At 63.0% G+C, this 20657-nt stretch carries 21 protein-coding genes; 7 read left to right on the top strand and 14 right to left on the bottom strand.

The genetic code is table 11. The features are described from left to right. The first annotated feature begins 21 nt into the window (after positions 1-21). Complete coding sequence (locus WIN67_RS25850) at positions 22-921, top strand: LysR substrate-binding domain-containing protein (protein ID WP_102880958.1); 900 nt, start codon at positions 22-24, stop codon at positions 919-921. A 35-nt stretch (positions 922-956) separates the two neighbouring features. On the opposite strand, the gene WIN67_RS25845 is transcribed toward WIN67_RS25850, so the two are convergent. From WIN67_RS25845 to WIN67_RS25830, 4 genes are all read right to left on the bottom strand, one after another. Then, a complete protein-coding gene (locus WIN67_RS25845) occupies positions 957-3197 on the bottom strand; it encodes an ATP-binding protein (RefSeq protein ID WP_339070217.1) in 2241 nt (746 codons plus the stop codon). After that, positions 3194-3808, bottom strand: coding sequence for a biliverdin-producing heme oxygenase (locus tag WIN67_RS25840; protein ID WP_213665955.1), 615 nt, complete (start codon positions 3806-3808; stop codon positions 3194-3196). Before WIN67_RS25840 ends, WIN67_RS25845 begins: the two co-directional genes overlap by 4 nt. 257 nt (positions 3809-4065) lie before the next feature. Then, on the bottom strand, positions 4066-4452 hold the full coding sequence (locus WIN67_RS25835; protein ID WP_102880955.1) for a cupin domain-containing protein: 387 nt from the start codon (positions 4450-4452) through the stop codon (positions 4066-4068). A gap of 80 nt (positions 4453-4532) precedes the next feature. Continuing rightward, on the bottom strand, positions 4533-5342 hold the full coding sequence (locus WIN67_RS25830; RefSeq protein WP_102860222.1) for an AraC family transcriptional regulator: 810 nt from the start codon (positions 5340-5342) through the stop codon (positions 4533-4535). Positions 5343-5538: 196 nt separating this feature from the next. Between WIN67_RS25830 and WIN67_RS25825 the strand changes: the two genes are divergently transcribed. Beyond that, positions 5539-6018 carry a GNAT family N-acetyltransferase gene (locus WIN67_RS25825; protein WP_123393932.1) on the top strand — a complete coding sequence of 160 codons (480 nt, stop codon included), beginning with the start codon at positions 5539-5541 and terminating at the stop codon, positions 6016-6018. 45 nt (positions 6019-6063) lie between these two features. Next, complete coding sequence (gene ddlA / locus WIN67_RS25820) at positions 6064-7158, top strand: D-alanine--D-alanine ligase (RefSeq protein WP_268562620.1); 1095 nt, start codon at positions 6064-6066, stop codon at positions 7156-7158. A gap of 19 nt (positions 7159-7177) precedes the next feature. On the opposite strand, the gene WIN67_RS25815 is transcribed toward ddlA, so the two are convergent. From WIN67_RS25815 to ggt, 9 genes are all read right to left on the bottom strand, one after another. After that, positions 7178-7759, bottom strand: coding sequence for a DUF4234 domain-containing protein (locus WIN67_RS25815; protein ID WP_123393935.1), 582 nt, complete (start codon positions 7757-7759; stop codon positions 7178-7180). A 60-nt stretch (positions 7760-7819) separates the two neighbouring features. Continuing rightward, complete coding sequence (locus tag WIN67_RS25810; RefSeq protein ID WP_265073750.1) at positions 7820-8308, bottom strand: GNAT family N-acetyltransferase; 489 nt, start codon at positions 8306-8308, stop codon at positions 7820-7822. After that, positions 8305-9021 (bottom strand): polyphenol oxidase family protein, encoded by a 717-nt coding sequence (locus WIN67_RS25805; RefSeq protein ID WP_253085011.1) that lies wholly within the window; start codon positions 9019-9021, stop codon positions 8305-8307. The genes WIN67_RS25810 and WIN67_RS25805 overlap by 4 nt, the downstream gene beginning before the upstream one ends. A gap of 133 nt (positions 9022-9154) precedes the next feature. Next, complete coding sequence (locus tag WIN67_RS25800) at positions 9155-9967, bottom strand: MerR family transcriptional regulator (protein ID WP_110652212.1); 813 nt, start codon at positions 9965-9967, stop codon at positions 9155-9157. Between the two features lie 78 nt (positions 9968-10045). Further along, a complete protein-coding gene (locus WIN67_RS25795; RefSeq protein WP_016967390.1) occupies positions 10046-10417 on the bottom strand; it encodes a helix-turn-helix domain-containing protein in 372 nt (123 codons plus the stop codon). Further along, positions 10414-10725, bottom strand: a complete 312-nt coding sequence (locus WIN67_RS25790; protein WP_072450953.1) for a type II toxin-antitoxin system HigB family toxin — start codon at positions 10723-10725, stop codon at positions 10414-10416. The genes WIN67_RS25795 and WIN67_RS25790 overlap by 4 nt, the downstream gene beginning before the upstream one ends. A 115-nt stretch (positions 10726-10840) precedes the next feature. Then, positions 10841-11107 (bottom strand): DUF3077 domain-containing protein, encoded by a 267-nt coding sequence (locus tag WIN67_RS25785; protein ID WP_248764742.1) that lies wholly within the window; start codon positions 11105-11107, stop codon positions 10841-10843. 463 nt (positions 11108-11570) lie between these two features. After that, positions 11571-12065, bottom strand: a complete 495-nt coding sequence (locus WIN67_RS25780) for a GNAT family N-acetyltransferase (RefSeq protein ID WP_123393939.1) — start codon at positions 12063-12065, stop codon at positions 11571-11573. Positions 12066-12219: 154 nt separating this feature from the next. Continuing rightward, positions 12220-14055, bottom strand: a complete 1836-nt coding sequence (gene ggt / locus WIN67_RS25775; RefSeq protein WP_339070215.1) for a gamma-glutamyltransferase — start codon at positions 14053-14055, stop codon at positions 12220-12222. Positions 14056-14326: 271 nt separating this feature from the next. Between ggt and WIN67_RS25770 the strand changes: the two genes are divergently transcribed. From WIN67_RS25770 to WIN67_RS25755, 4 genes are all read left to right on the top strand, one after another. Then, entirely contained in the window at positions 14327-15295 is a 969-nt protein-coding gene (locus WIN67_RS25770) for a cytochrome-c peroxidase (protein ID WP_306408978.1), read from the top strand. Positions 15296-15439: 144 nt separating this feature from the next. After that, positions 15440-15952 (top strand): sigma-70 family RNA polymerase sigma factor, encoded by a 513-nt coding sequence (locus WIN67_RS25765; RefSeq protein ID WP_213665947.1) that lies wholly within the window; start codon positions 15440-15442, stop codon positions 15950-15952. Positions 15953-15954: 2 nt separating this feature from the next. Next, complete coding sequence (locus WIN67_RS25760) at positions 15955-16896, top strand: FecR domain-containing protein (protein ID WP_253085007.1); 942 nt, start codon at positions 15955-15957, stop codon at positions 16894-16896. 119 nt (positions 16897-17015) lie between these two features. After that, the gene (locus WIN67_RS25755) at positions 17016-19496 is read left to right on the top strand and encodes a TonB-dependent siderophore receptor (RefSeq protein ID WP_339070214.1); all 2481 of its coding nucleotides are present in this window, start codon (positions 17016-17018) and stop codon (positions 19494-19496) included. Positions 19497-19554: 58 nt separating this feature from the next. On the opposite strand, the gene WIN67_RS25750 is transcribed toward WIN67_RS25755, so the two are convergent. Next, complete coding sequence (locus tag WIN67_RS25750; RefSeq protein ID WP_273906670.1) at positions 19555-20394, bottom strand: 5'-nucleotidase, lipoprotein e(P4) family; 840 nt, start codon at positions 20392-20394, stop codon at positions 19555-19557. Between the last annotated feature and the right edge of the window lie 263 nt (positions 20395-20657).

The raw sequence follows: 20657 nt of genomic DNA, 5'->3' as shown, positions 1-20657 counted from the left end.
TATTCTTCTGGGGAATGCCTCATGAGCCGCTTTGCCCGTCATTTGCCACCATTGGAAACCCTGGTGACCTTCGAGGCGGTGGGGCGCAACGCCAGCTTCACCCGCGCCGCCACCGAGCTGTGCCTGACCCAGAGCGCAGTGAGCAAGCAGATCCGTGCCCTGGAGCTGTCGCTCAAGACCGAACTGTTCGAGCGCCAGGCCCGGGGGGTGAAACTCACCGCCAGCGGTGCCTCGCTGTTCGCCGAGGTCAGCACTCAGTTGGAGGCGTTACTGCGCAGCGTCAGTCGCCTGCGGGCCGGGCGCGATGCCAACACCGTTACCGTGCAATGCACCCATGCGGTGGCGCAGTTCTGGCTGTTTCCGCGCTTGCTGGCGTTCAACAAACAACACCCGGACATCACCGTGAGCATCCACGCCAACAACGACATGGACGAGTCCAGCGTGGCCGAGCACGACTTCGCCATTCTCTACGGCGCCGGGCATTGGTCGTCCCTGACCGCCACGCCGTTGTTCGCCGAGATTGTCTATCCCATCGCCAGCCGGCGCCTGGAGTTGCCGGCCATTGACGCGCTGGCGCAACTGGCCGAGCTGCCCTTGATCCAGCTGGATGCCTCGGCCTGGAACTGCATCGACTGGCGCGACTGGTTCCGGCATTTCGGCCTGGACTACAGCGCGCCCCCAGGGGCCATGGGCTTCAACCAATTGACGCTGATGTTCAGCGCCGTGCAGCAGGGCATGGGGGTGGGCCTGGGCTGGGATTTCATGGCCAGCGAGTTGGTGGCCCAGGGCGAGTTGCAGCGCGTCGGCCAGTGGGCGTTTCGCACCGGGCAGGCAGACTTTCTGGTGCATGTGCGGCACAAGCGCCTGTCTGCCAGCGGCCAGTTGTTTCGCGACTGGCTGGTGGCGCAGGCGAGTGAATGAGCGCCTGGGGCGGTGTGCCAGCCCCGCTGCCTGGATCAGAGGCTGGCGCGGGGCACGCTGAAGCGGAACTCGCTGCCCTTGCCCGGTTCGCTGTGGGCCTCGATCTTGCCGCCGTGGGCCTGGATGATGCCCTGGGTGATGTACAACCCCAGGCCGGTGCCGTTGGGGTTGCCTTCCTTCAGGGTCCAGTAGCGATCGAAGATGAACGGCAGCTGGTCGGCGGGAATGCCTTCCCCGGTGTCGCGGACGCTGAAGACGATCTGCTCGCCGTCGGACATCGCCACCACCCCGACCTTGCCTTGCTTGGGGGTGAACTTGATGGCGTTGCCCACCAGGTTCGACAACACCTGGAACAACCGCTCGGGATCGGCATTGATGGTCAGCTCGGGCTCGGCGTGGAAGCTGATGTCGATGGCCTTGTCCAGGGCCAAGGGGGCCAGCAGCGAATAGGCCTCTTCAAAGATCTGGCTCACCTCCAGCGGCTGTGGCGCGATGCTGTAGCGCCCGGCTTCGATCTTCGAGGTGTCGAGCAAGTCCTCCAGCAGGTTGTTCATGCGGCTGGCGGCCTGTTGCATGGTGTCGATGGCCGAGGAAATGCGTCGTGACGTATGCGGGCCGTCAGAGCTGAAGGCCTTTTGCAGCATGCCGCAGAGCATGGAAATCACGGTCATCGGGTTGCGCAGGTCGTGGGACACCACCGCCACCAGCTCGTCCCGGGCGCGCACGGCCTGTTGTTCACGCAGGACCTGGCGCGCCAGGTCGTGTTCCAGGGCCGAGCGCCGCAGGTCGTTGGCGGCGAAGCGGTCGCCGTGGCTCCACTTGCTGGAGATCCCGGCCATTTCCACCTTCCAGATCTCGAACGAGGTACGCGGTCGCAGGCGCAGGCCGGCTTCGGAGTTTTCCAGGTCTAGGGGCTTTTGCGGGTTGCCGCTCCAGTGGATGTTTTCCTTCACTTCGGGGCGGAACCACAGCACGCCGTTATCCACAGGTTTGGGCAGGCTCATGGCCAGGACGCCGCTGGCGACCTGTTGATAACTCGCCGCCGGCGGGTACACGCTGGCCAGGTGATGACTGGCAAACACCGCTTCCCCCGTGCCTTGCAGCCAGCGATGCAGCGCGCGGATTTCGTCCTGGGGCGGGCACTGGCCGAAGCAATGCAACTGTTTGTCCTCGATGATCGCGACACCGCCGGCTTGCGTCAGGTCCAGCAGCACCTGCGGCGCCTGGGTCAAGCCGTCGAAAACACTGCCGCAGGCGTCGCGCATGGCCTGGTCGAGGCTGGCCAGGGCGGTGAGTTTCTCTTCCCGCTGGCGGCTCAGGTCCAGGGCTTGCATGGCGCTGATCTGCAACGACAGCACCTGGCCAATGGTCTGGCAGGCAATGCGCAGTTCGTGGGGCACCAGCAGCGGCTGGCGGTTGCCGCAGCTGATCAGGCCCCAGAGCTGATCGTCCTTGAGCAGGGAAATGCTCATGGACGACAGCACGCCCATGTTCTTCATGTACTGGCAGTGAATCGGCGACACGCTGCGCAGGGTGGCGAAACTCAGGTCCAGGGGCTGCTGGGTGTCCGGGCGCAGGGTCGGCAGCAGCGGCACCGGCTGGTAGTCGGCGTTGGGAATGATCCGCAGCCAGTTGCTGCGATACAGCTCGCGGGCCTGCTGGGGAATGTCCGAGGCGGGGAAGAACAGGCCGTTGAACACCTCCATGTCGGGGCGGGTGGCTTCGGCGATCACCTGGCCGTGGCCTTCCTCTTCGAAGCGGTAGATCAGCACCCGGTCGTAGCCGGTCATGGCCTGGATCTCGGCGACGCTGATGGCGTACAGCTCGTGCAGGGTCCTGGCCGCTTGCAGGCGCCGCAGCAGGCGCCCGAGATTCTCGGTCTGTTGCTTGAGGTGCTGGTGCTGCGGCTGATCGGGCTGGATTTCCAGCTCCAGCATCAGCACCCCTTGATGGCGATGCAGCAGGGCTTCGAAAGGTGTTCCGTTGAGTGACAGGTGCAGCGGCGGGGCATCGAACAGCTGATCCTGTTGCAGCACTTCACGGATGCGTTGAGCGTCTGTTTCTCCCAGCAACTGCTCCAGTGGGTGACCCAGCAGCGAATCGGCGGGCGGGCCCAGTAGGGTCTCGACGTTGGCACTGATTTGCTGGATGCGCAGTTGCGGTTCGCACAGGGTCAGCAACACACCGTGGGGCTGGATCGCTCCCGGGGAGTGGATGGGTTCGTTGGCGCAATTGGCCAGCAACTGTTCGAAGGTTTGGGAATCTTGGGGGGTCATAGCAGCACCTCGCGGCGGTCGAGCCAGCGTTCGAAACAGGCAAATGTGGATTGCGCGGCGCTGACCAGGTGTCGGCGTGTGCTCGCGTCTTCGGGCATGCGCCCCAGGTAGTCGAGAAAGTCCTTCCAGCGCCGCCCGGTGGCAGTGCCGTAGACGTCGAGAAAGGCGCCGCCGTTGTCGGCATCGAGATCCAGGCGCCGGGCCATTTCCCGGCGCAGAATCTGTCCGCCCAGGGTCGCGCCTTCCAGTACGTAGAGGGTGCCCAGGCAGGCTCCGGCGCTGTGCAGAGGCGGCAGTTGCTCACAGCGGGGCAGGGCCTCGATGCTGGCGACATCCAAGCCCAGGGCACGCAGATCCCCGAACAGGGTCGGGGTCTTCAGGCGTTGGCTCAGGTCATAGCCCGCAGGGATCAGGCCGCTGTTCTGCAGGGCCGCTTCCAGGGGCTGATAGAAGCCGTAATAGGCCTGGATCAGGCGTCGATACCAGGGCGCATCAAGCCGCTCACAGAAGAACGGCAGGCGTTTCTCCAGGGCAACGTGCAAGGTCGCGGTGCCGGTGCGCAGGTCTTGAAGCAGGGTGGGCGTGGTGCTGGCTTGGTGCGGTGTCGGCATGCAGGGATCAGGGGTCGCAACAGGTAGTGGACGCGCCATGGGCGTCATCAAAAGCCGGGACCAGGCTGGCATCCCCGCGATAGAGCCATCGCACAGAAAAAATCGGCGCGTCACTTTACCCGTGCTTTTTCCCTCGACGTAGGGGTTTTGTCACACCGTCGGTCGGTCAGCAGCGTTGATTGAGTGGCGTGTCAAAGCGTCTGACCCCGCCGGTGCGGTGGAAATTCCCTTTTCCACTTTGCAGATTCGGGCCGGGGTCAGATCCAGACGTCGTTCTGTGCCGTACGTTCGCCGCCTTGATCGCCGGTGTTGAGCACGCCCTTGGGCTCGATCAACAGCAGTTTGACCTCCTGCTCGGCCCAGGGCTTGTGTTCGACGCCCTTGGGCACCACGAACATCTCGCCGCTGGCGATGGACACCTGGCCGTCACGGAAGTCGATGTGCAGCAGGCCGTCGAGCACGATGAAGGTTTCGTCGGTGTCGGCGTGGCTGTGCCAGACGAATTCCCCTTGCAGCTTGGAGATCTTGAACTGGTAGTCATTCATCTCGGCGATCACCTTGGGGGTCCAGTGTTCGCTGAACAGGCCGAGTTTGTTGGCGAAGTTGATGCTTTGGTAGGCGTCTTGCGGGGCAGGGTTTTGCATGTTGCGGTCCACCTCAGTGATGAATGAACACTGAGGGTAAACAGGCAGGGGCGCGGGCTTCTTGAACGATCGTGTGTGGCTCAGCGGCCGAGCATCTTCAGCCAGCGAGCGGGAGGCAGGCCGTAGGTCTGGCGAAACTGTCGGGTCATGTGGCTCTGGTCGGAGAAACCCGCCATCAGCGCCGCATTGGCCAGGGACTGGCCCTGCACCAGCAGGGCGCGGACCAGGTCCAGGCGGCGCATGCTCAGGTAGCGATAGGGGCTGGTGCCGAACAGCAGGCGAAAGTCCCGGGACAGGCTCCAGCGGTCGCGTTCGCTATGGGCTGCCAACTCGTCCAGGGTGAGGGTCCGGTCCAGGGCGCTGTGGATGTACTCTCGGGCGCGTTCTGCCGCTACGTAGTCGAAGCGCTGGCGGGACCGCGGGACTCCGGACACGCTGTTCAAGGCGTGGGCCAGGTCGAACAGCGCGTCTTCCTGTTCCAGCGGATCGAGGGGGCCGTCGACGCTGCGCAGCAGGGTCTCGGTGGCGGCGAACAGCCGCGGGTCATTGGACAGGCCGCCGGCAATGAAGGGCAGTGGCTGGCCGCCGAGGATTTGCTGGATCAGCGCCGGCTCGACATACAGCATGCGGTAGTGAAAACCGTCGTGGGTGCCGGCTTCGCCGTCGTGGGGCTCGTCGGGGTGCAGGACCATGGTGGCCCCAGGCAGGCTGTGGCGCCAGCCGCCACGGTACTGGAAGCTCTGTACCCCGCGCAGGGTGCGGCCGATAGCGTAGGTGTCGTGGCGGTGCATGTCATAACCATGGCCGGCGAAATACGCCTCGATGCGCTCCAGGCCCCGGGCGGGCGGCGCGCGGTGAACCCAGTCGGTGACAGCGGTGGGTTTGGCCATTGGACGGTCCTGGTGAGCAATCGCAAGAGCCGCACATTAACTCAGGGGCTTGGAGTTTGTCTGCAAGGCCTGAGCCGATAACGCATGCCTCTGTGCTGCAACTGCCTCTTGCTATTGCCCCGGTGGCTGGTGACTAATCTGCAGGCACGATTGCCCCTCAACACGGACGTTATGTCCCCGTATCAGGAGACTGAACATGGCTGTTGTTTTTCGCCCGGTAGCGGACGCCGACATTGCGCGGATCTGCAGTTTCGTGGGCAGTCCCCAAGAGTTGTATTTCTTTTTTCCCGCTGCCACCTGGCCGCTGACCCACGAACAGCTGCGCGACTCCATCGCCCAGCGCAGCGACTCGACAGTGATCGAGTTGGATGGGCAGGTGGTGGGCTTTGCCAACTTCTATCGCTGGGCCAGTGGCGGCACCTGCACCATCGGCAATGTCATCGTCGACCCAGAGGTGCGCGGCGCGGGCCTGGGAGCGCAACTGATCGGGCAGATGATCCATATCGCTCGCAGCAAGCACCAGGCCAGCGAGGTGACGCTGTCCTGCTTCAACAGCAATGTGGCGGGGTTGCTGTTCTATCCGAAGCTGGGCTTCGTGCCGTTCGCCATCGAAGAGCGCAAGAACAAGGAGCAGGAGCGGGTGGCGTTGATCCATTTGCGCTACAGCCCCAGCTGAAACCAAGAGAAGCGTCAGCGATCATTTTTTTAACGGAAACCATTCATGAGCAAGTTGCGGGTCGGAATTATTTTTGGTGGCCGTTCGGCCGAACACGAAGTGTCGTTGCAGTCGGCGCGCAACATCGTCGATGCCCTGGATCGCTCGCGCTTCGAGCCGGTGCTGATCGGCATCGACAAGCAGGGCCACTGGCACCTCAATGACACCTCGAACTTTCTGATCAACCAGGAAAACCCGGCGCTGATTGCCCTCAACCAGTCCAACCGCGAACTGGCGGTGGTACCGGGCAAGGCCAGTCAGCAACTGGTGGAAACCTCCAGCCAGGAACTGCTGGGCCATGTCGATGTGATCTTCCCCATCGTCCACGGCACCCTGGGGGAAGATGGCTGCCTGCAGGGCTTGTTGCGCATGGCCGACCTGCCCTTTGTCGGCTCCGATGTACTGGGCTCGGCAGTGTGCATGGACAAGGACATCAGCAAGCGCCTGCTGCGCGATGCCGGGCTGGCGGTGACGCCGTTTATCACCCTGACCCGTGCCACTCGTGGTCGCTACGGTTTTGCCCAGGCCCGGGAGCAACTCGGCTTGCCGCTGTTCGTCAAACCGGCGAACCAGGGCTCGTCGGTGGGGGTGAGCAAGGTCGAAAGCGAAGCCGATTATCTGGCTGCCGTGGAACTGGCCCTGAGCTTTGACCACAAGGTGCTGGTGGAGTCGGCAGTGCGCGGGCGGGAAATCGAATGCGCGGTGCTGGGCAATGACCAGCCGCTTGCCAGTGGCTGCGGCGAGATCGTGGTCAGCCAGGGCTTCTATTCCTACGACAGCAAGTACATCGACGAACAGGCGGCTCAGGTGGTGGTACCGGCGGCGATCAGTCCGGCTGATAGCGAGCGGATTCAGGCCCTGGCCATCGAGGCATTCCAGGTGCTGGGTTGCTCCGGGCTGGCCCGGGTCGATGTGTTCCTCACCGACAGTGGCGAAGTGCTGATCAATGAAATCAACTCCCTGCCAGGGTTCACGCGTATCAGCATGTACCCCAAACTATGGCAGGCCGCCGGCATGAGCTACAGCGAGCTGGTCAGCCGGCTGATCGAGCTGGCCCTGGAGCGTCACGGCGAGCGCCAAACCTTGAAAATCACCCGCTAAGGCGAGCCTCCTTCCGGGCTCATTCCGGCGGTAGCATCAGCCCGATGCAGGCCAGCGCCAGCAACAGCGCCCCAAGCACGATGAACACGTAGTTGACGGGGGTGAAGCGGGCGTTGCTGCGACCCTCGGGGTCACCCGCAGCAGCATTCAGACCCCGCTGGCCCAGCCAGGTGACCCATGCCAGCACTGGCAGCAGCGCCAGGCTGGCGATGTCGGTCACCGGGTAGCCGATGTTCTTGCGTGACAGGGCATCCACCACGTTGTTGACGATCAGCCCCACCACGAACAGGGTTGCCAGTTCACCGGGCCGCCAGTCATGGCTGCGGCCGTCGCGTTTGAGCTGTGCATCGGCTTCGCGGTACAGCGCGTGGGTGAAGAAAATCGCAAAAAACGCCCGGGCCACGGGCCACAGTTCCTGGCCGCTGGCATGCCTGAATTGATGCCAGTGCTTGTAGGCCCAATACAGCTGGTAAATGCCGAAAGTGACGATGTACAGGGTGATGAACTTGGTCCTGGACACCACATAGAACGGTTGCAGCTGCGCTTGGGGGGACGGCGCGACCAGTTCCGCCTTGGGCGGGGCATAGAGGTTGTCAGACACGGGCACTCCTTGGTTGGGTCTGAAGAAGCGGCAACGTTAGCGCCGCTTGGGGTGGGACGCCTACTGGCATTCAGGCAGGTCTGCGCGGGATGACTCACGACGCAGCGGATCTGCCGGGCGAAGGTAATGAATATCCCATTCGCTTTCACTGACCTGAACAAAACCCAGGCGTCGATAAAAACGATTCGAGTCACTGCCACGCAGGGCATCCAGGCGGATTGGCACCTGTTCCAGGGTTGATCGATCAATCAGCGGTTTCAAGGCCTTCTCGCCGATGCCCTGCCCCTGAAAATCAGGCATGACGTACAGGTGCTGCAAAAGCAAATGATCGCTATAGGCTTGGCTCTGAATGAAGCCTACATGCTGTCCGTCGAGACAGATGAATTGGCATCGTTCGCAAGCAAAACTTGCCACAAAGCGTTCTCGGGCGCGCTGCGGGTCGAAGCGTCCGATGCGTTCCAGGCTGTCGCGCATCGCCGTTATACGCATGTTGACTAGGGTTTCCAGATCGTTTGCGGTGGTGGCTTGCAATGCAAGCACCGGGCTCATGTGCGGGCTATCCAGGAGTATTGAAAGGCCTTCTCGTCACCGCGATGGCCCCGGCGCCGGTAGCTGGCCAGCTTCGGGGTCGAGCAGTAGGTGCACAGTGGGCTGAACTCGACCTGTTCATCACTCATCCCGGCCGCACGCAGCAAGTACAGGGCATAGCGGCTCAGGTCGAACCACAGCGAGCCTTCCTGGGTCGGTTGCGGCGGGGTGATCTCGGGCGGCAGCAAGGGGGCCGGTTGCTGACGGCTCCAGGGGGCCTGAGCTGCGGGCCACAGATGGCTTTGGCTGGCAGACAAGTGGTTGACGAAATCCGCACTGACTTCATAGCAGCAAGGCTTGATCGACGGGCCAATGGCCACGCGCAACTGATGTACGCCGATGCCCCGAGCGGCGAAGTGCTCCAGCACATGGGCAATGATCCCGCCGTGCAGGCCTTTCCAGCCGCCATGCACCGCTGCTACCCAGGCGCCGTCGTGGCTGCTGATCAACATCGGCAGGCAATCGGCGGTGACCACCGCAATCGGCCGGGCCGAGCGGGTCAGTACCGCGTCGCCACGAATGATGCCGCTGGGCAGGGTGGTACTGGCTTCCACCACTTCGCCGCTGTGGACCTGGGAGCAGAAGAACAGATTGGCCGGCAGGGCAGCGCCCACGTTGGAAAAGTCATGACGGATGCCGGTTATCTGCTGCAACACACCTGCCTGGAAACTCATCGGGCCTTCGCTCGGTTACCTGGGAATGGTTGCAGAGCATAACGGCATCCGCGGTACTTTTGCTGACAACGGCTGGCCCGGACAGGCTCCCAGACCAGCGGTCTTCCCAGTACGGGCCCGTCTGCCGGGCGTTTCAGGCGTTCAACGGGATATACAACTCCACCACGCTGTGGGGATTCATGGGGCCCAGAAAGCGTTCGCCGCTGTACTCGAACTCCAGGGCTTCGATGGGCAGCAGCCCGGCCGCGGGCAGCCATTCGCTGTAGGCGGCGCGGAAGGTTTCCGGCAGGGTTTGCACCGTGCCGTGATGCTCGACCCGGGCGTAGTGGCGGCCGGGGATTTCCAGTTCCACCATGCCCGGCACCAAGGGCGCGTCGGCCGCCACCGGCAAGCCGGCGATGTAGCGCCAATGGCCGTCCTCCAGAGGTTGGCAGATGCCGTAAGTGCCAACAGGGTCGGCCAGTCGCTGGATCTCCTGCTCCCGGGGTTCGAAGCGCTGCCAGAGTTCGGCGATGGAGCCGGGATCATTCTGCTGCCAGGCCATGCCGATGATTCGCAGCGGCGCCAGGAGCACTTTTTCCGGCGTTTGCGGCGCAGGAATCTGGCGTTGCGGTTGCGCCAGATAGCGCTGCAGATGGCCGAGCACTTTCTGGCTGCGGGCAATCTCGCTTTCCAGCTGCCGGGCGTGGTCCTGCAGTGATTGCTGCATGTGCAACACGCTGTCCAGGCCGCCCTGGTCCGCCAGCGTGCGGATGTCTTCCAGGGACATGCCCAGTTGCCGCAGCCAGACGATGCGGCCCAGGGTCACGATCTGTTCCGGGCTGTAGTAGCGATAGCCGTTGTCACGGCCGGTGAGGGCCGGGGTGAACAGGCCGATGCTGTCGTAATGGCGCAGGGTCTTGGTGGTGAGGCTGTGGCAGCGAGCCATTTGGCCGATGGTGAGCATGGAACGTCCTTGGTGTGGTTGGGCTGCCAGGCAGGTTGAGCCTTTACCCAAGGGCAAGCTCAAGCCCGGCAGCGTGGCTCAGGACGATTTGCTCGGCTTGATCAGGCTTTCGGCCGGGATGCCGAACAGCTGGTGCAGTTTCCAGATCATCGGCAGGGTCAGCGCGCGCTTGCCGTTGAGCACTTCGTAGACGCGATTGGTGCGGCCGATGGCCGGCGCCAGGTCGGCGGCGGACAAGCCGGATTGCTCCATGCGGAACTTGATCGCCTCGATCGGGTTGGGCAGGTCCAGGGGAAACTGCCTGGCTTCGTATGCCTCGATCAGGGTGATCATCACATCGAAGTAATCGCCTTCAGGCGTCCCGGGCTGCGGTTCGTTGTCGAACAGGGGCGAGACGCTTTTGAGCGCGGCGCGGTAATCCTGGTCGGTGTGGATAGGGCGGATGTTCATGCGGGTTGCTCCATGTCTACGCTGTCGGCGTCAATGGCATCGTACTGCTGGTGGGTACCTACGAACTTGATGTAGAGCGCGCCGAAGCGATAGGCCACGGCAACGATCAGTCGATACTCATTCCCCTTGATGTTGAAGACCACCCTGCGGCTTTTGAGAATGCTCGCGTTGCGATACTGGTCCTTGATCTGCGCAGGGTTGGACCACTCGGCTTTCCTTGCTTCATCGACCCAGGCCAGCAAGGGCTGTTCTGCGTCCGGGTACTTCTCCCAGAAGGCCTTCAACTGACTGACTGCAATAATTCTCATGGCGTGATCCTAGTCCCGTCCTGGGACTTAAACAAGTCGCTGAGTGCGTCAAGCGATGTACGGGCAGATCGCTGGATCTGCCCGTACAGGCAACGTCGGCTCAGGGACGATCAGGTCATGCAGAGAGCGTGGCGTGCACGTCGTCCATCAGTGCCTTGCCCATCTCTGCCAGGTAGTGTGCCGCCCAAGCATAGCGGTCGCACCGGGGCTCCATGGCGGCCTCCAGGGTGAATTGCTTTGCCAGATGCAACAGCGCCGAGGCGTGTTCCAGGGCATCGCTGATCGGCACGTCGGCATTCACCCGAAACAGCGGATGCAGGTGCTCGCCGCACTGGGAAAAGCGGATTTCACCGAGGGTGGTCAGAGGCGATTGAGTGGTCATCGGGCACCTCCGGCTTTTTGTGACGGGAGGTAATGGAGAAACAGATTGCAGAAGCAGTTCATGGTCACGACTCCTTGATTCGAAGGACCGTCACCGTCTGCCGCCAAGCAGATCAGGGTGGCGGATTGCGCAGGATTGGCGGACCGGGAATCAAGGAACCGGCGAACCCGAAGGTTCTCCCACGCAACCCGCCATAACGCAGGTATGCGGGCGCAAAAAAAGCGCCCGCATGTGGGTGGGGCGCTGTTGCGCCTCGATTCTATCAGGCCGCCAAGCCTGTTCGCTGATTTTGCAGCGACGGTCGAACCATAGGTTGGAGTAGGGGGCGTCGCAACGGCATTACTGCGACATTTTGTGAACCAACCCTGTAGCCGCTGCCGCAGGCTGCGAACGACCGGAACGGTCGCAGCGATCTCCCAGGCGCCGAAGGCCCTTCGGTCCTTGTCGCAGCCTGCGGCAGCGGCTACAGAAAGCCCTGTTTCGCCATCTCACTGGTCGCGGCCCAACCCAGCCCCTGATACAGCGGCTTGCCGGCCTCGGTCGCATGCAGCACGGCAAAGCCCAGCCCGCGCTGGCTGAACTCGGCCTCTGCCAGTTTCATCAGCGCCGACGCCAGGCCGCGGCGCCGGTAGGCCGGTTCGACGTAGACGTTGAGCACGTAGCCGCGCTGGTCCTGAGTTGGATGGGAAGGGTGGGGCGGCCAGTCGATGTTCATCAGGCCGATGCTGGCCACGCTCTGCTCGGCGTCCATCAGGGCGAAGCCGTAGTAGCGGCCGTCCTCCAGGCGTTCGCGCAACCAGGGGCGAAAGTGCTCGGTCATCACCTGCAAGGTGGAGAGGTCCTTACCCGCATCGAGAAACATCGCCTGGCGATGGCGGCAGATCAATTCAAGGTCCTGGGGCGTCAGGCGTCGTGGGCTCAGGCCCGGAATATCAAGGTCGGCTGCAATCTTGTTCATCGTCGGTTCCTCGGTGGGCAGGGACGATGCTAGGGCAGATCCACAGGCCGGGTCAGACACAGAGCGCCGCAAAATCTTGCATACAGTGCCCTGGGCCCCCGCCCACAAAAAAGGGCCAGCCTCACGGCCGGCCCTCGGGTTCAGCGCAGGGCCTTCAATCCCCCAGCGCTTCCCCTTCGCGCCGTGGATCGGCGCCGCCGGCCCAGGACGCCTTGCCCTGTGCATCACGCACGCGAACGATGGCTTGGGTGCCGCTGGTCATGTCGATCTCGTTCAGTTCATGACCCTGGGCTCTCAGCGCCTGTTTCAGCGCCGGGCTGAACTGGCCCTTCTCCAGTTCTGTGGGGCCGTTGCGGCTGCCGAAGTTGGGCAGGCCGACGGCGGCTTGCGGGTCGAGGTTCCAGTCGAGCATGCCCACCAGCGACTTGGCCACGTACTCGATGATCTGCGAGCCTCCGGGGGAGCCGACGCTGGCCAGCAGTTCGCCGCTGGCGCGGTCGAAGACCAGGGTCGGCGCCATGGACGAGCGCGGGCGCTTGCCGGGTTCGACGCGGTTGGCCACCTTCTGGCCGTTTTCCTCGGGGATGAAGGAGAAGTCGGTCAGCTGGTTGTTGAGCATGAAGCCCTGGACCATCAGGTGCGAACCAAAGGCCGCTTCCACCGTGGTGGTCATGGACACCGCGCCGCCCAAGTCATCCACCGCCACCACTTGCGAGGTGGAGATGCGCATCGGCGAGCGATCCGGTGCATAGGCCACCTGAATGCCCTGAGGCTTGCCCGGTTCGGCCTTGCCCAGGCTGCGTTCGCCAATCAGCGCAGCGCGCTGGGCCAGGTAGTTCGGGGCGATCAGGCCGGCCACCGGCACGGGCACAAAGTCGCTGTCGGCCACGTACAGGCCACGGTCGGCATAGGCCAGGCGCTCGGCTTCGGCGATCAGGTGCACCGCTTGCGGTGCTGGCTCAAGGCCGGCGGGCAGGTTGGTTTTCTGCGGCTTGAGGTTGGCCAGGGTGTAGCGCGGGTCGCGTTGTTCCAGAGCCTGCAGGGTGCCGAGGATCTGCGCCACCGCCACACCGCCTGATGAAGGCGGCGGCATGCCGCACACCTGCCAGCGCTTGTAGTCGCTGCACAGCGGCGCGCGTTCCTTGGCGCGGTAGCCTTGCAGGTCGTTGAGCGACAGGCTGCCGGGGTTGGCGTGGCCCTGGACCTTGGCGACGATTTCCGCGGCCACCGGGCCTGTGTACAGGGCGTCCGGGCCTTCCTGGGCGATGCGTTTGAGCACGGCGGCCAGCTGTGGATTTTTCAGCAAGGTGCCCACGGCTTTCGGCGTGCCGTCGGCATTCAGGAAGTACGCGGCCATGTCCGGCGAGCGCGCCAGGAACGGGTCGGCGCTGATCATGCTGTGCAGCCGTGGCGAGATGGCGAAGCCTTGCTCGGCCAGGCGGATCGCCGGTTCGAACAATTGCGCCCAAGGCAGGCGCCCGTGTTTCTGGTGGGCCATTTCCAGGGCGCGCAGCACGCCCGGGGTGCCCACCGAGCGTCCACCGATCTGCGCCTGAGGGAAGGGCATCGGCTTGCCGTCCGCCTGCAGGAAGAGCTTCTCGGTGGCGCCCGCCGGCGCGGTTTCCCGACCGTCATAAGTGCGCACGGCCTTGCCGTCCCAGAGCACGATCATCGCGCCGCCGCCAATCCCCGAGGACTGCGGCTCCACCAGGGTCAGCACCGCTTGCATGGCAATCGCCGCATCAATGGCCGAGCCGCCTTTGCGCAGCATTTCGCGCCCGGCCTCGGCGGCCAGCGGGTTGGCGGCGGCCGCCATGTGTTTGTCGGCATGCCGGGTTTGCATGTCGGTGCGGTAGCCCGAAGCGATTTCCGGAGCGGCAGGCAGGGCGGTGGAAGAGGGCGGGTTGTTGCAGGCGCTGAGGCTGAGGGCGGCGGCCAGCAGGCCGAGGCTGAGGAGTCGGGGGTGACGGGGAGGGAAGATCGAGAACACGCGTTGAGCTCCGTTCACTGGGAAATGAGGTGTCGTCCGTGGAGGGGAATGTACAGCAGTGGCGCCGCCAGCAGGGCCGGCAGGTGGCCATGACCGTGCGCTGGGCCAGTGGCAAGACGCTAGACAGCGGCCCTGTACATAGGGTCGCAGGCAGGCGTGCACCCGGCCACCGATTGATCTGAGTCAGGGCGGCTGGGGGAGGTTGGGCACATGGTGCAGCAAACCATAAGCCTGATGAGAGGACGCCATGCACGGTTGTAAGTGGTTACTTGTGTTCGGATTGCTGCTGGGGAGCGAGGCGCGGGGGGAGACGCCGAGCGAGCCGATCCTGCCGGTGCAGCCGGCGAAGATCAGCGATGTGGCCAAGGTGGAGTTGGGCAAGCAGCTGTTCTTCGACCCGCGCTTGTCCAAATCCGGTTTCATCTCCTGCAACTCCTGCCACAACCTGAGCATGGGCGGCAGCGACAACCTGCCCACCTCCATCGGCCACAACTGGCACCAGGGGCCGATCAACTCGCCCACGGTGCTCAACTCCGGCCTGAGTTTTGCCCAGTACTGGGATGGCCGTGCGGCGACGCTGCAGGAGCAGGCCAGCGGCCCGATCACCAACCCGGGGGAGATGGGCTTTACCCATGACCTGGCGGTGGACGTACTGCGTTCCATTCCCCAGTACCGGGCTTCGTTCAAGCGTGTGTATGGCAACGATGAGATCAGGTTCGAAGACGCCACCAACGCCATTGCCGCCTTCGAAGACACCCTGGTGACGCCCAACGCGCCGTTCGACCGCTGGCTCAAGGGCGACAAGGCGGCCATCAGCCCGACTGCGCTCAAGGGCTACCAACTGTTCAAGTCCATCGGCTGCGTGGCCTGCCACAACGGCGAGGCGGTGGGCGGCGGCTCGTTTCAGAAAATGGGCATGATCGAACCCTACGTCACCCAGAACCCGGCCCAGGGCGTGGCCGGACTGACCGGCAAGGACGCCGACCGGATGCTGTTCAAGGTGCCGACCCTGCGCAACGTGGCGCTGACCTATCCCTACTTCCACGATGGTGCTTATTGGAAGCTAGAGGAGGCGGTTGACGTGATGGCCAGGCTGCAATTGGGGCGCAAGCTGGGTGATGAGGAGATCCAGCAGATTGTGGCTTTCCTCGAGACGCTGACCGGCGATCAGCCGGACTTCAAATTGCCGATGCTGCCGCCGTCCTCGGCGCAGACACCGCGTCCGCAGCCGTTCAACTGACCTGGGTGGAAAAACCGCAGCGTGCTGCGGTTTTTCCGGAAAGGCCTAGTATGCGGCATTCAGGTCTGCCGGGAAGGGGACTCTGTTGTCATGAAAAAACGACTGGATAATAATGAGAGATATTATCATTAGCGACGGTCGATCATGGACGCAGGGGTCAAGGCTTCAATATCGCTGGAGATCGAAGATCTGTATGGCGCCCACCACGGCTGGTTGAAGGGCTGGTTGCGCAGCCGCACCGGCAACTGTGCCGATGCAGCAGACCTGGCCCAGGACACCTTCGTGCGGATGCTGTCGCTGCGCCAGTTGCCGGTACTGCGAGAGCCCCGTCATTACCTGGCGACCATCGCCCGCGGCCTGCTGATCGACAAGGTGCGCCGCAGAGTTCTGGAACAGGCCTATCTGGAGGCTTTGGCGGCACGTCCGGAGCCCCAGGACATTTCTCCTGAAACCCATCATTTGATCATCGAGTCATTGCTGGCCATCGATGCCTTGCTCGATGGGCTGGGCACGCGCACCCGGCAGATTTTCCTAATGGTGCAGCTGGATGGCCTGAGCTATGTGCAGGTCGGGCGGCAGTTGGGAGTGTCGGTGACCACCGTCAAGAATCATCTGGGCAAGGCACTGCTGCAATGCATACAACTGATGGACGATTGAACGTGCCGTCGCCTCCTCTCCTGGACAAGGCCCACCTGCAGGCAGCGGTGGACTGGTACCTGATCCTCAACGATCAACAGGTCAGCGCGGCGCAGCAACAGGCCTGGCAGCAGTGGCTTGGCGCCGATGCGCAACATGCGCGAGCCTGGGCCCGGGTGCAAAGGCTGCAACAGCAGCTGCGTGGGGTCCCGCAGGATATTGCCTTGCCGGTCTTGTCGGAAATGGGCATCCAGCGTCGCCAGGGCCTCAAGGTACTGCTGCTGATGGCTGGCGGCTCGGCGTTGCTGGGCGGCTATCGGCTGTCTCCCTATAGCGCCGACTTCGCCACGCGCACCGGCCAGCGCCGGGAAGAACTGCTGGCCGACGGTACGCGGCTGCACCTCAATACCGATACTCGGGTCGACGTTGCCTACAGCCATGAAGAACGGCTGATCTTCCTGCGTCAGGGCGAGATCCAGGTCACTACTGCCGCAGACCGGGCCCCGGCGCGGCCTTTGCTGGTGGTAACCGCCCATGGCCGCATCCGGGCCCTGGGCACCCGTTTCGATGTGCGCCTGGACCCGGCCTTCAGCCGAGTCTCGGTTCAGCAACATGCTGTGGAGGTGCGCCTGAACGATGATCCGCAACATGCCCAGAGGGTCGCCGAAGGCCAGTCGCTGACCTTTGGCTCCGGGCAGATGGGTGCCCTGCGGGTGGCGGACAATGCCGAGAGTGCCTGGGTCCGGGGCCAGATGGTGGCGCTTGACTGGCGACTGGCGGATTTCATCCGTGAGCTGGGCCGTTACCGCCCTGGCTACCTGGGGTGTGCGGATGAAGTTGCGCAACTGCGGATCAGCGGCGCCTTCCGCCTGGATGATATCGATGGGGTGCTGGCCAACCTGCCATTGTCGTTGCCGGTGAGGGTGCGCCGGTTTTCCAGGTACTGGGTGCGTGTGCAAGCGTGACGGGCGAATGGTCGCTTGAAGAAAAATCGTCAATGCGCCTTGCCGATTCCGCCTGGCGTTCGGCTCATCAGTAGAGCGGTCAATCAGCCGCCTTTACTGCTATGGCATAGGACGCGTACATGAGCCACCGGAGTCGTTTCACCCAGGCCGCCCTGCGGCGCAGTTTCAATCGCACGGCGTTGAGCATCACCCTTGGCACGCTGCTGGCGGCCACCTGTGTTGCGCCGTTTGCCCTGGCCCAGGAGGCGGTGGGCGAAGCACAGGAATTCAACATTGCGCCAGGGGCACTGGGGACTGCACTCAGTGAGTTTGCCGCGGCCAGCGGGGTTACTCTGTCCTTTGGCTCCAGCCAGACCCAGGGGCTGGTTACCCAGGGGCTCAAGGGCCATTATTCCTTCAGTCAGGGCGTGGCGCAGCTGCTGGCCGGCAGTGGCTTGCAGCTGCGCCAGGAAGGCCCGGCGCGCTATACCCTGGTCAAGTTGCCGACGGGGGCGGCGTTGCATCTGGGGCCGACCCAGATCACCGGCGCGTCTCTGGGCACTACCACCGAAGACACCGGCTCCTACACCACCGGCGCCATGCAGACGGCTACCAAGCTGGCCCTGTCGATTCGCGAGACTCCACAGTCGGTGACCGTGGTCACCCGCCAGCGCATGGACGATCAGAACATGCAAAGCCTGGAGGATGTGCTCAAGAGTGCCCCGGGCATTTCCATCACCAAGGACGGACCACAGCGACCGATTTTCTATTCGCGGGGTTTTGCCGTGCAGAACCTCATGGTCGATGGCCTGGCCAACGATATGTCCCATTACCTGAGCCGGGACATGAGCACTTCGGCCGACACTGCGATCTTCGATCGGGTCGAGGTCATGCGTGGCGCCGCCGGCCTGATGCAGGGGACGGGCAGCCCTTCGGCGGCGATCAACATGGTGCGCAAGCGGCCCACTGCCGCCCCGCGCCTGAGCATCACGGCCAGTGCCGGTAGTTGGGACAATTATCGCAGCGAAATTGATGCCTCCAGTGCCCTCAATGACAGTGGCACGTTGCGTGGGCGCCTGGTGACTGCCTACCAGAGCAAGAACAGTTTCCAGGACGTGGCCGATGCCGAGCGTTCGGTGTTCTACGGCATTGCCGAGGCCGACTTGAATGACAACACCACGCTGACCGTGGGTACTACCAATCAGGCGTCGCATAACACCACGACCTGGGGCGGGCTGCCTGCGGCGATTGACGGCCGGCACCTGCACCTGTCGCGCTCGGCCTACCTGGGCAGTGACTGGGAGTACTGGGACCAGAACAACGTCACGGCCTTTGGTCGCCTGGAGTACCGCTTCGACAACGGCTGGAAATTGTTGCTGTCGGCCAGCAAGTCCTGGTCCGACTTGCAGATGCTCGGTTCGATGACCGAGCGTTTCGGCACCGATTTCGACGAGTTCGGCCAGTACGTCGGTCAGTACCACTACAAGGATCAGCAAGACAGCTACGACCTCTTCGCTTCCGGACCGTTTGCCCTGTTCGGGCGTGAGCATGAGCTGGTGGTGGGGGCCAGTCAGCGTGAGCTGGCCTTTCGCGGCAAGGGCAATTTCCAGGACAACGAGACGCGGACCAACATCTACCGTCCCGACCCCCATAGCGTGCCCAAGCCGCAGATGGACCTGGATTACTGGCGCCAGGAGCGCAACTCCGAGCTGAAGAGTTTCTACCTCACCTCACGTTTTAGCCTCGCCGAGCCCCTGACCCTGATTCTGGGTGGGCGCCTGGACTGGTACGACTACGATGTGGATACGCGCTTTGCCGGGGTGCGTACCGCCTCCAGCACCGACTACAAGGTCACCCGCAACCTCACTCGCTATGCGGGCATGGTCTATGACCTTGACGCCCATCACTCGGTGTATGCCAGCTACACCGATGTCTTTAGCCCACAAGCGGAAGTGGACAGCTCCGGTGGCTTGATCAAGCCCGTAGTCGGCAAGAACTACGAGACGGGCATCAAGGGCGAATACTTCGAAGGGGCCCTGACCGCCAGCGCTGCGGTGTTCAGGATCGACCAGGTGAATCGCGCCAAGCAGGTGGTCAGCGCTCAGTGCTCCAGCCTGCAGTGCTACGAAGCCAGCGGCGAGGTGCGCAGCGAAGGTATCGAGCTTGAGGTCAACGGTAAGCTGGCGCCGGGCTGGGAGCTGGGGGCGGGCTACACCTATGCCCAGGCCAAGTATCGCAAGGATGGCAACGAGGACAATGTCGGCCGCCTGTTCGACACCGATATTCCACGTCACGTGTTCAAGGCCTTTACCACTTACCAACTGCCGGGAGATTTGCATCGTTGGACTGTGGGCGGGGGGCTCTATAGCCAGAACCGGATCTACAACAAGGATGTGAATTTCTACGACTCGGGTACGCCGATGTACGTCGAACAGAAAGGCTATGCCCTGGTGGACCTGATGACTCGCTATCGGGCGTCCGAACATCTTGAGTTTCGGCTTAACCTGAACAACGTCTTCGACAAGAAGTACTACCAGAGCATCAGCACCAATACCTACTACGGCAATGACATCTATGGTGAACCGCGCAATGCCATGGTGACGGTGCGATGGTCGCTGTAGCGGGCCATGGCTCGAATGGAGCCATGGCCGCCCCTGTGCGGGGCTGTGTGTTGCGTGGTTAGTCTTTCACCTGCCAGGCGTTAGCTCCGGCCGCGGCCTTGAACTTGGCGCGGTTTTCCGCGGTGGCTGGCGGTTCGGAATCGCCGAAGATCGCTTTCAGCCAGTGGCCGTCGGTGGGGTTGGGGAAGAGGATGAACTTGCGCCCGAATTGTTCCTTGTCATCGGTCATCAGGCTGCTGCGCTGTTTGACGTCGGCCACGTAGTACTTGCGTTTGAAGTCGTTGAGGTTGTCACCCAGCATCAGCACCACGTTGTGGTCCTTGGCGATTTCCTGCTGCCGCGGCTCTTTGTTGGAGCTGTCGCGGTACACCGTCAGGTGCTGCTCATCGGCATAGGGCAGTTGGTTCTTGCGCAGGTTGGCCAGGGCGTATTCGTATGTCTTTTCGCCCTGGTCGCGGCTGGTGACGTAGAACACCTCGACGCCTTTGGATTGAGCGTACTTGAGGAATTCCACCGCCCCCGGAGTGGCCACAGGGCCATTGTCCGCGACCCACTTGTCCCAGGCCTCGTCATCGAAGAACTCTTTGCCCGAATTGATCATGTAGCCCCAGTAGCTGTTGCTGCTGAGCACGGTGTCGTCGACGTCGCTGATGATCGCCAGCGGCCGGTCGCCGGCCTTGTGTTCTTGCAGGGCGCGGTCCAGTTGCAGGCGGGCAATGTTGAAGCCCTGGTAGTACAGCGCCTCGAATTCGGCGGCGGTCTGTTTCCAGGCGACGGCGGCGGTCAGCAGATTGGAGGGCGGGGTAGAGGCCTGTTCGGCGAAGGCTGGGGTACAGGTGATTGCCAGGAGCGAGAACAGCCAGGGGGCGACTGAAGTCCTGTGGTTTTTTATTGTCATTATCGAGCCCTTGAAGTGAGGATTGCGCAGCTCTCACACACACTGCCCCGGTGTTCTATCTCACCCCGGGCGGGGGCTCAATGCAGGTGTCGCGTTTGTGGATCAATGCGGCGTAATCTCCGGCACTTTTCTGCGGGCATAAAAAAACGGCTTACCTTGCGGTAAGCCGTTTTTAGTACTTGGTGGTACACAGTCATTTGAACTTGGTTGGTAAGATATTGTTTTTGCTGGATTTTATTTTTTGGTGTAAGGATCGGCATACA

The organism is Pseudomonas idahonensis, from assembly GCF_037903935.1.
GTDB classification, from domain to species: domain Bacteria; phylum Pseudomonadota; class Gammaproteobacteria; order Pseudomonadales; family Pseudomonadaceae; genus Aquipseudomonas; species Aquipseudomonas danubii.
Note: the sequence above shows the minus strand (reverse complement) of the source record. Positions and strands in the feature narration are given on the sequence as shown.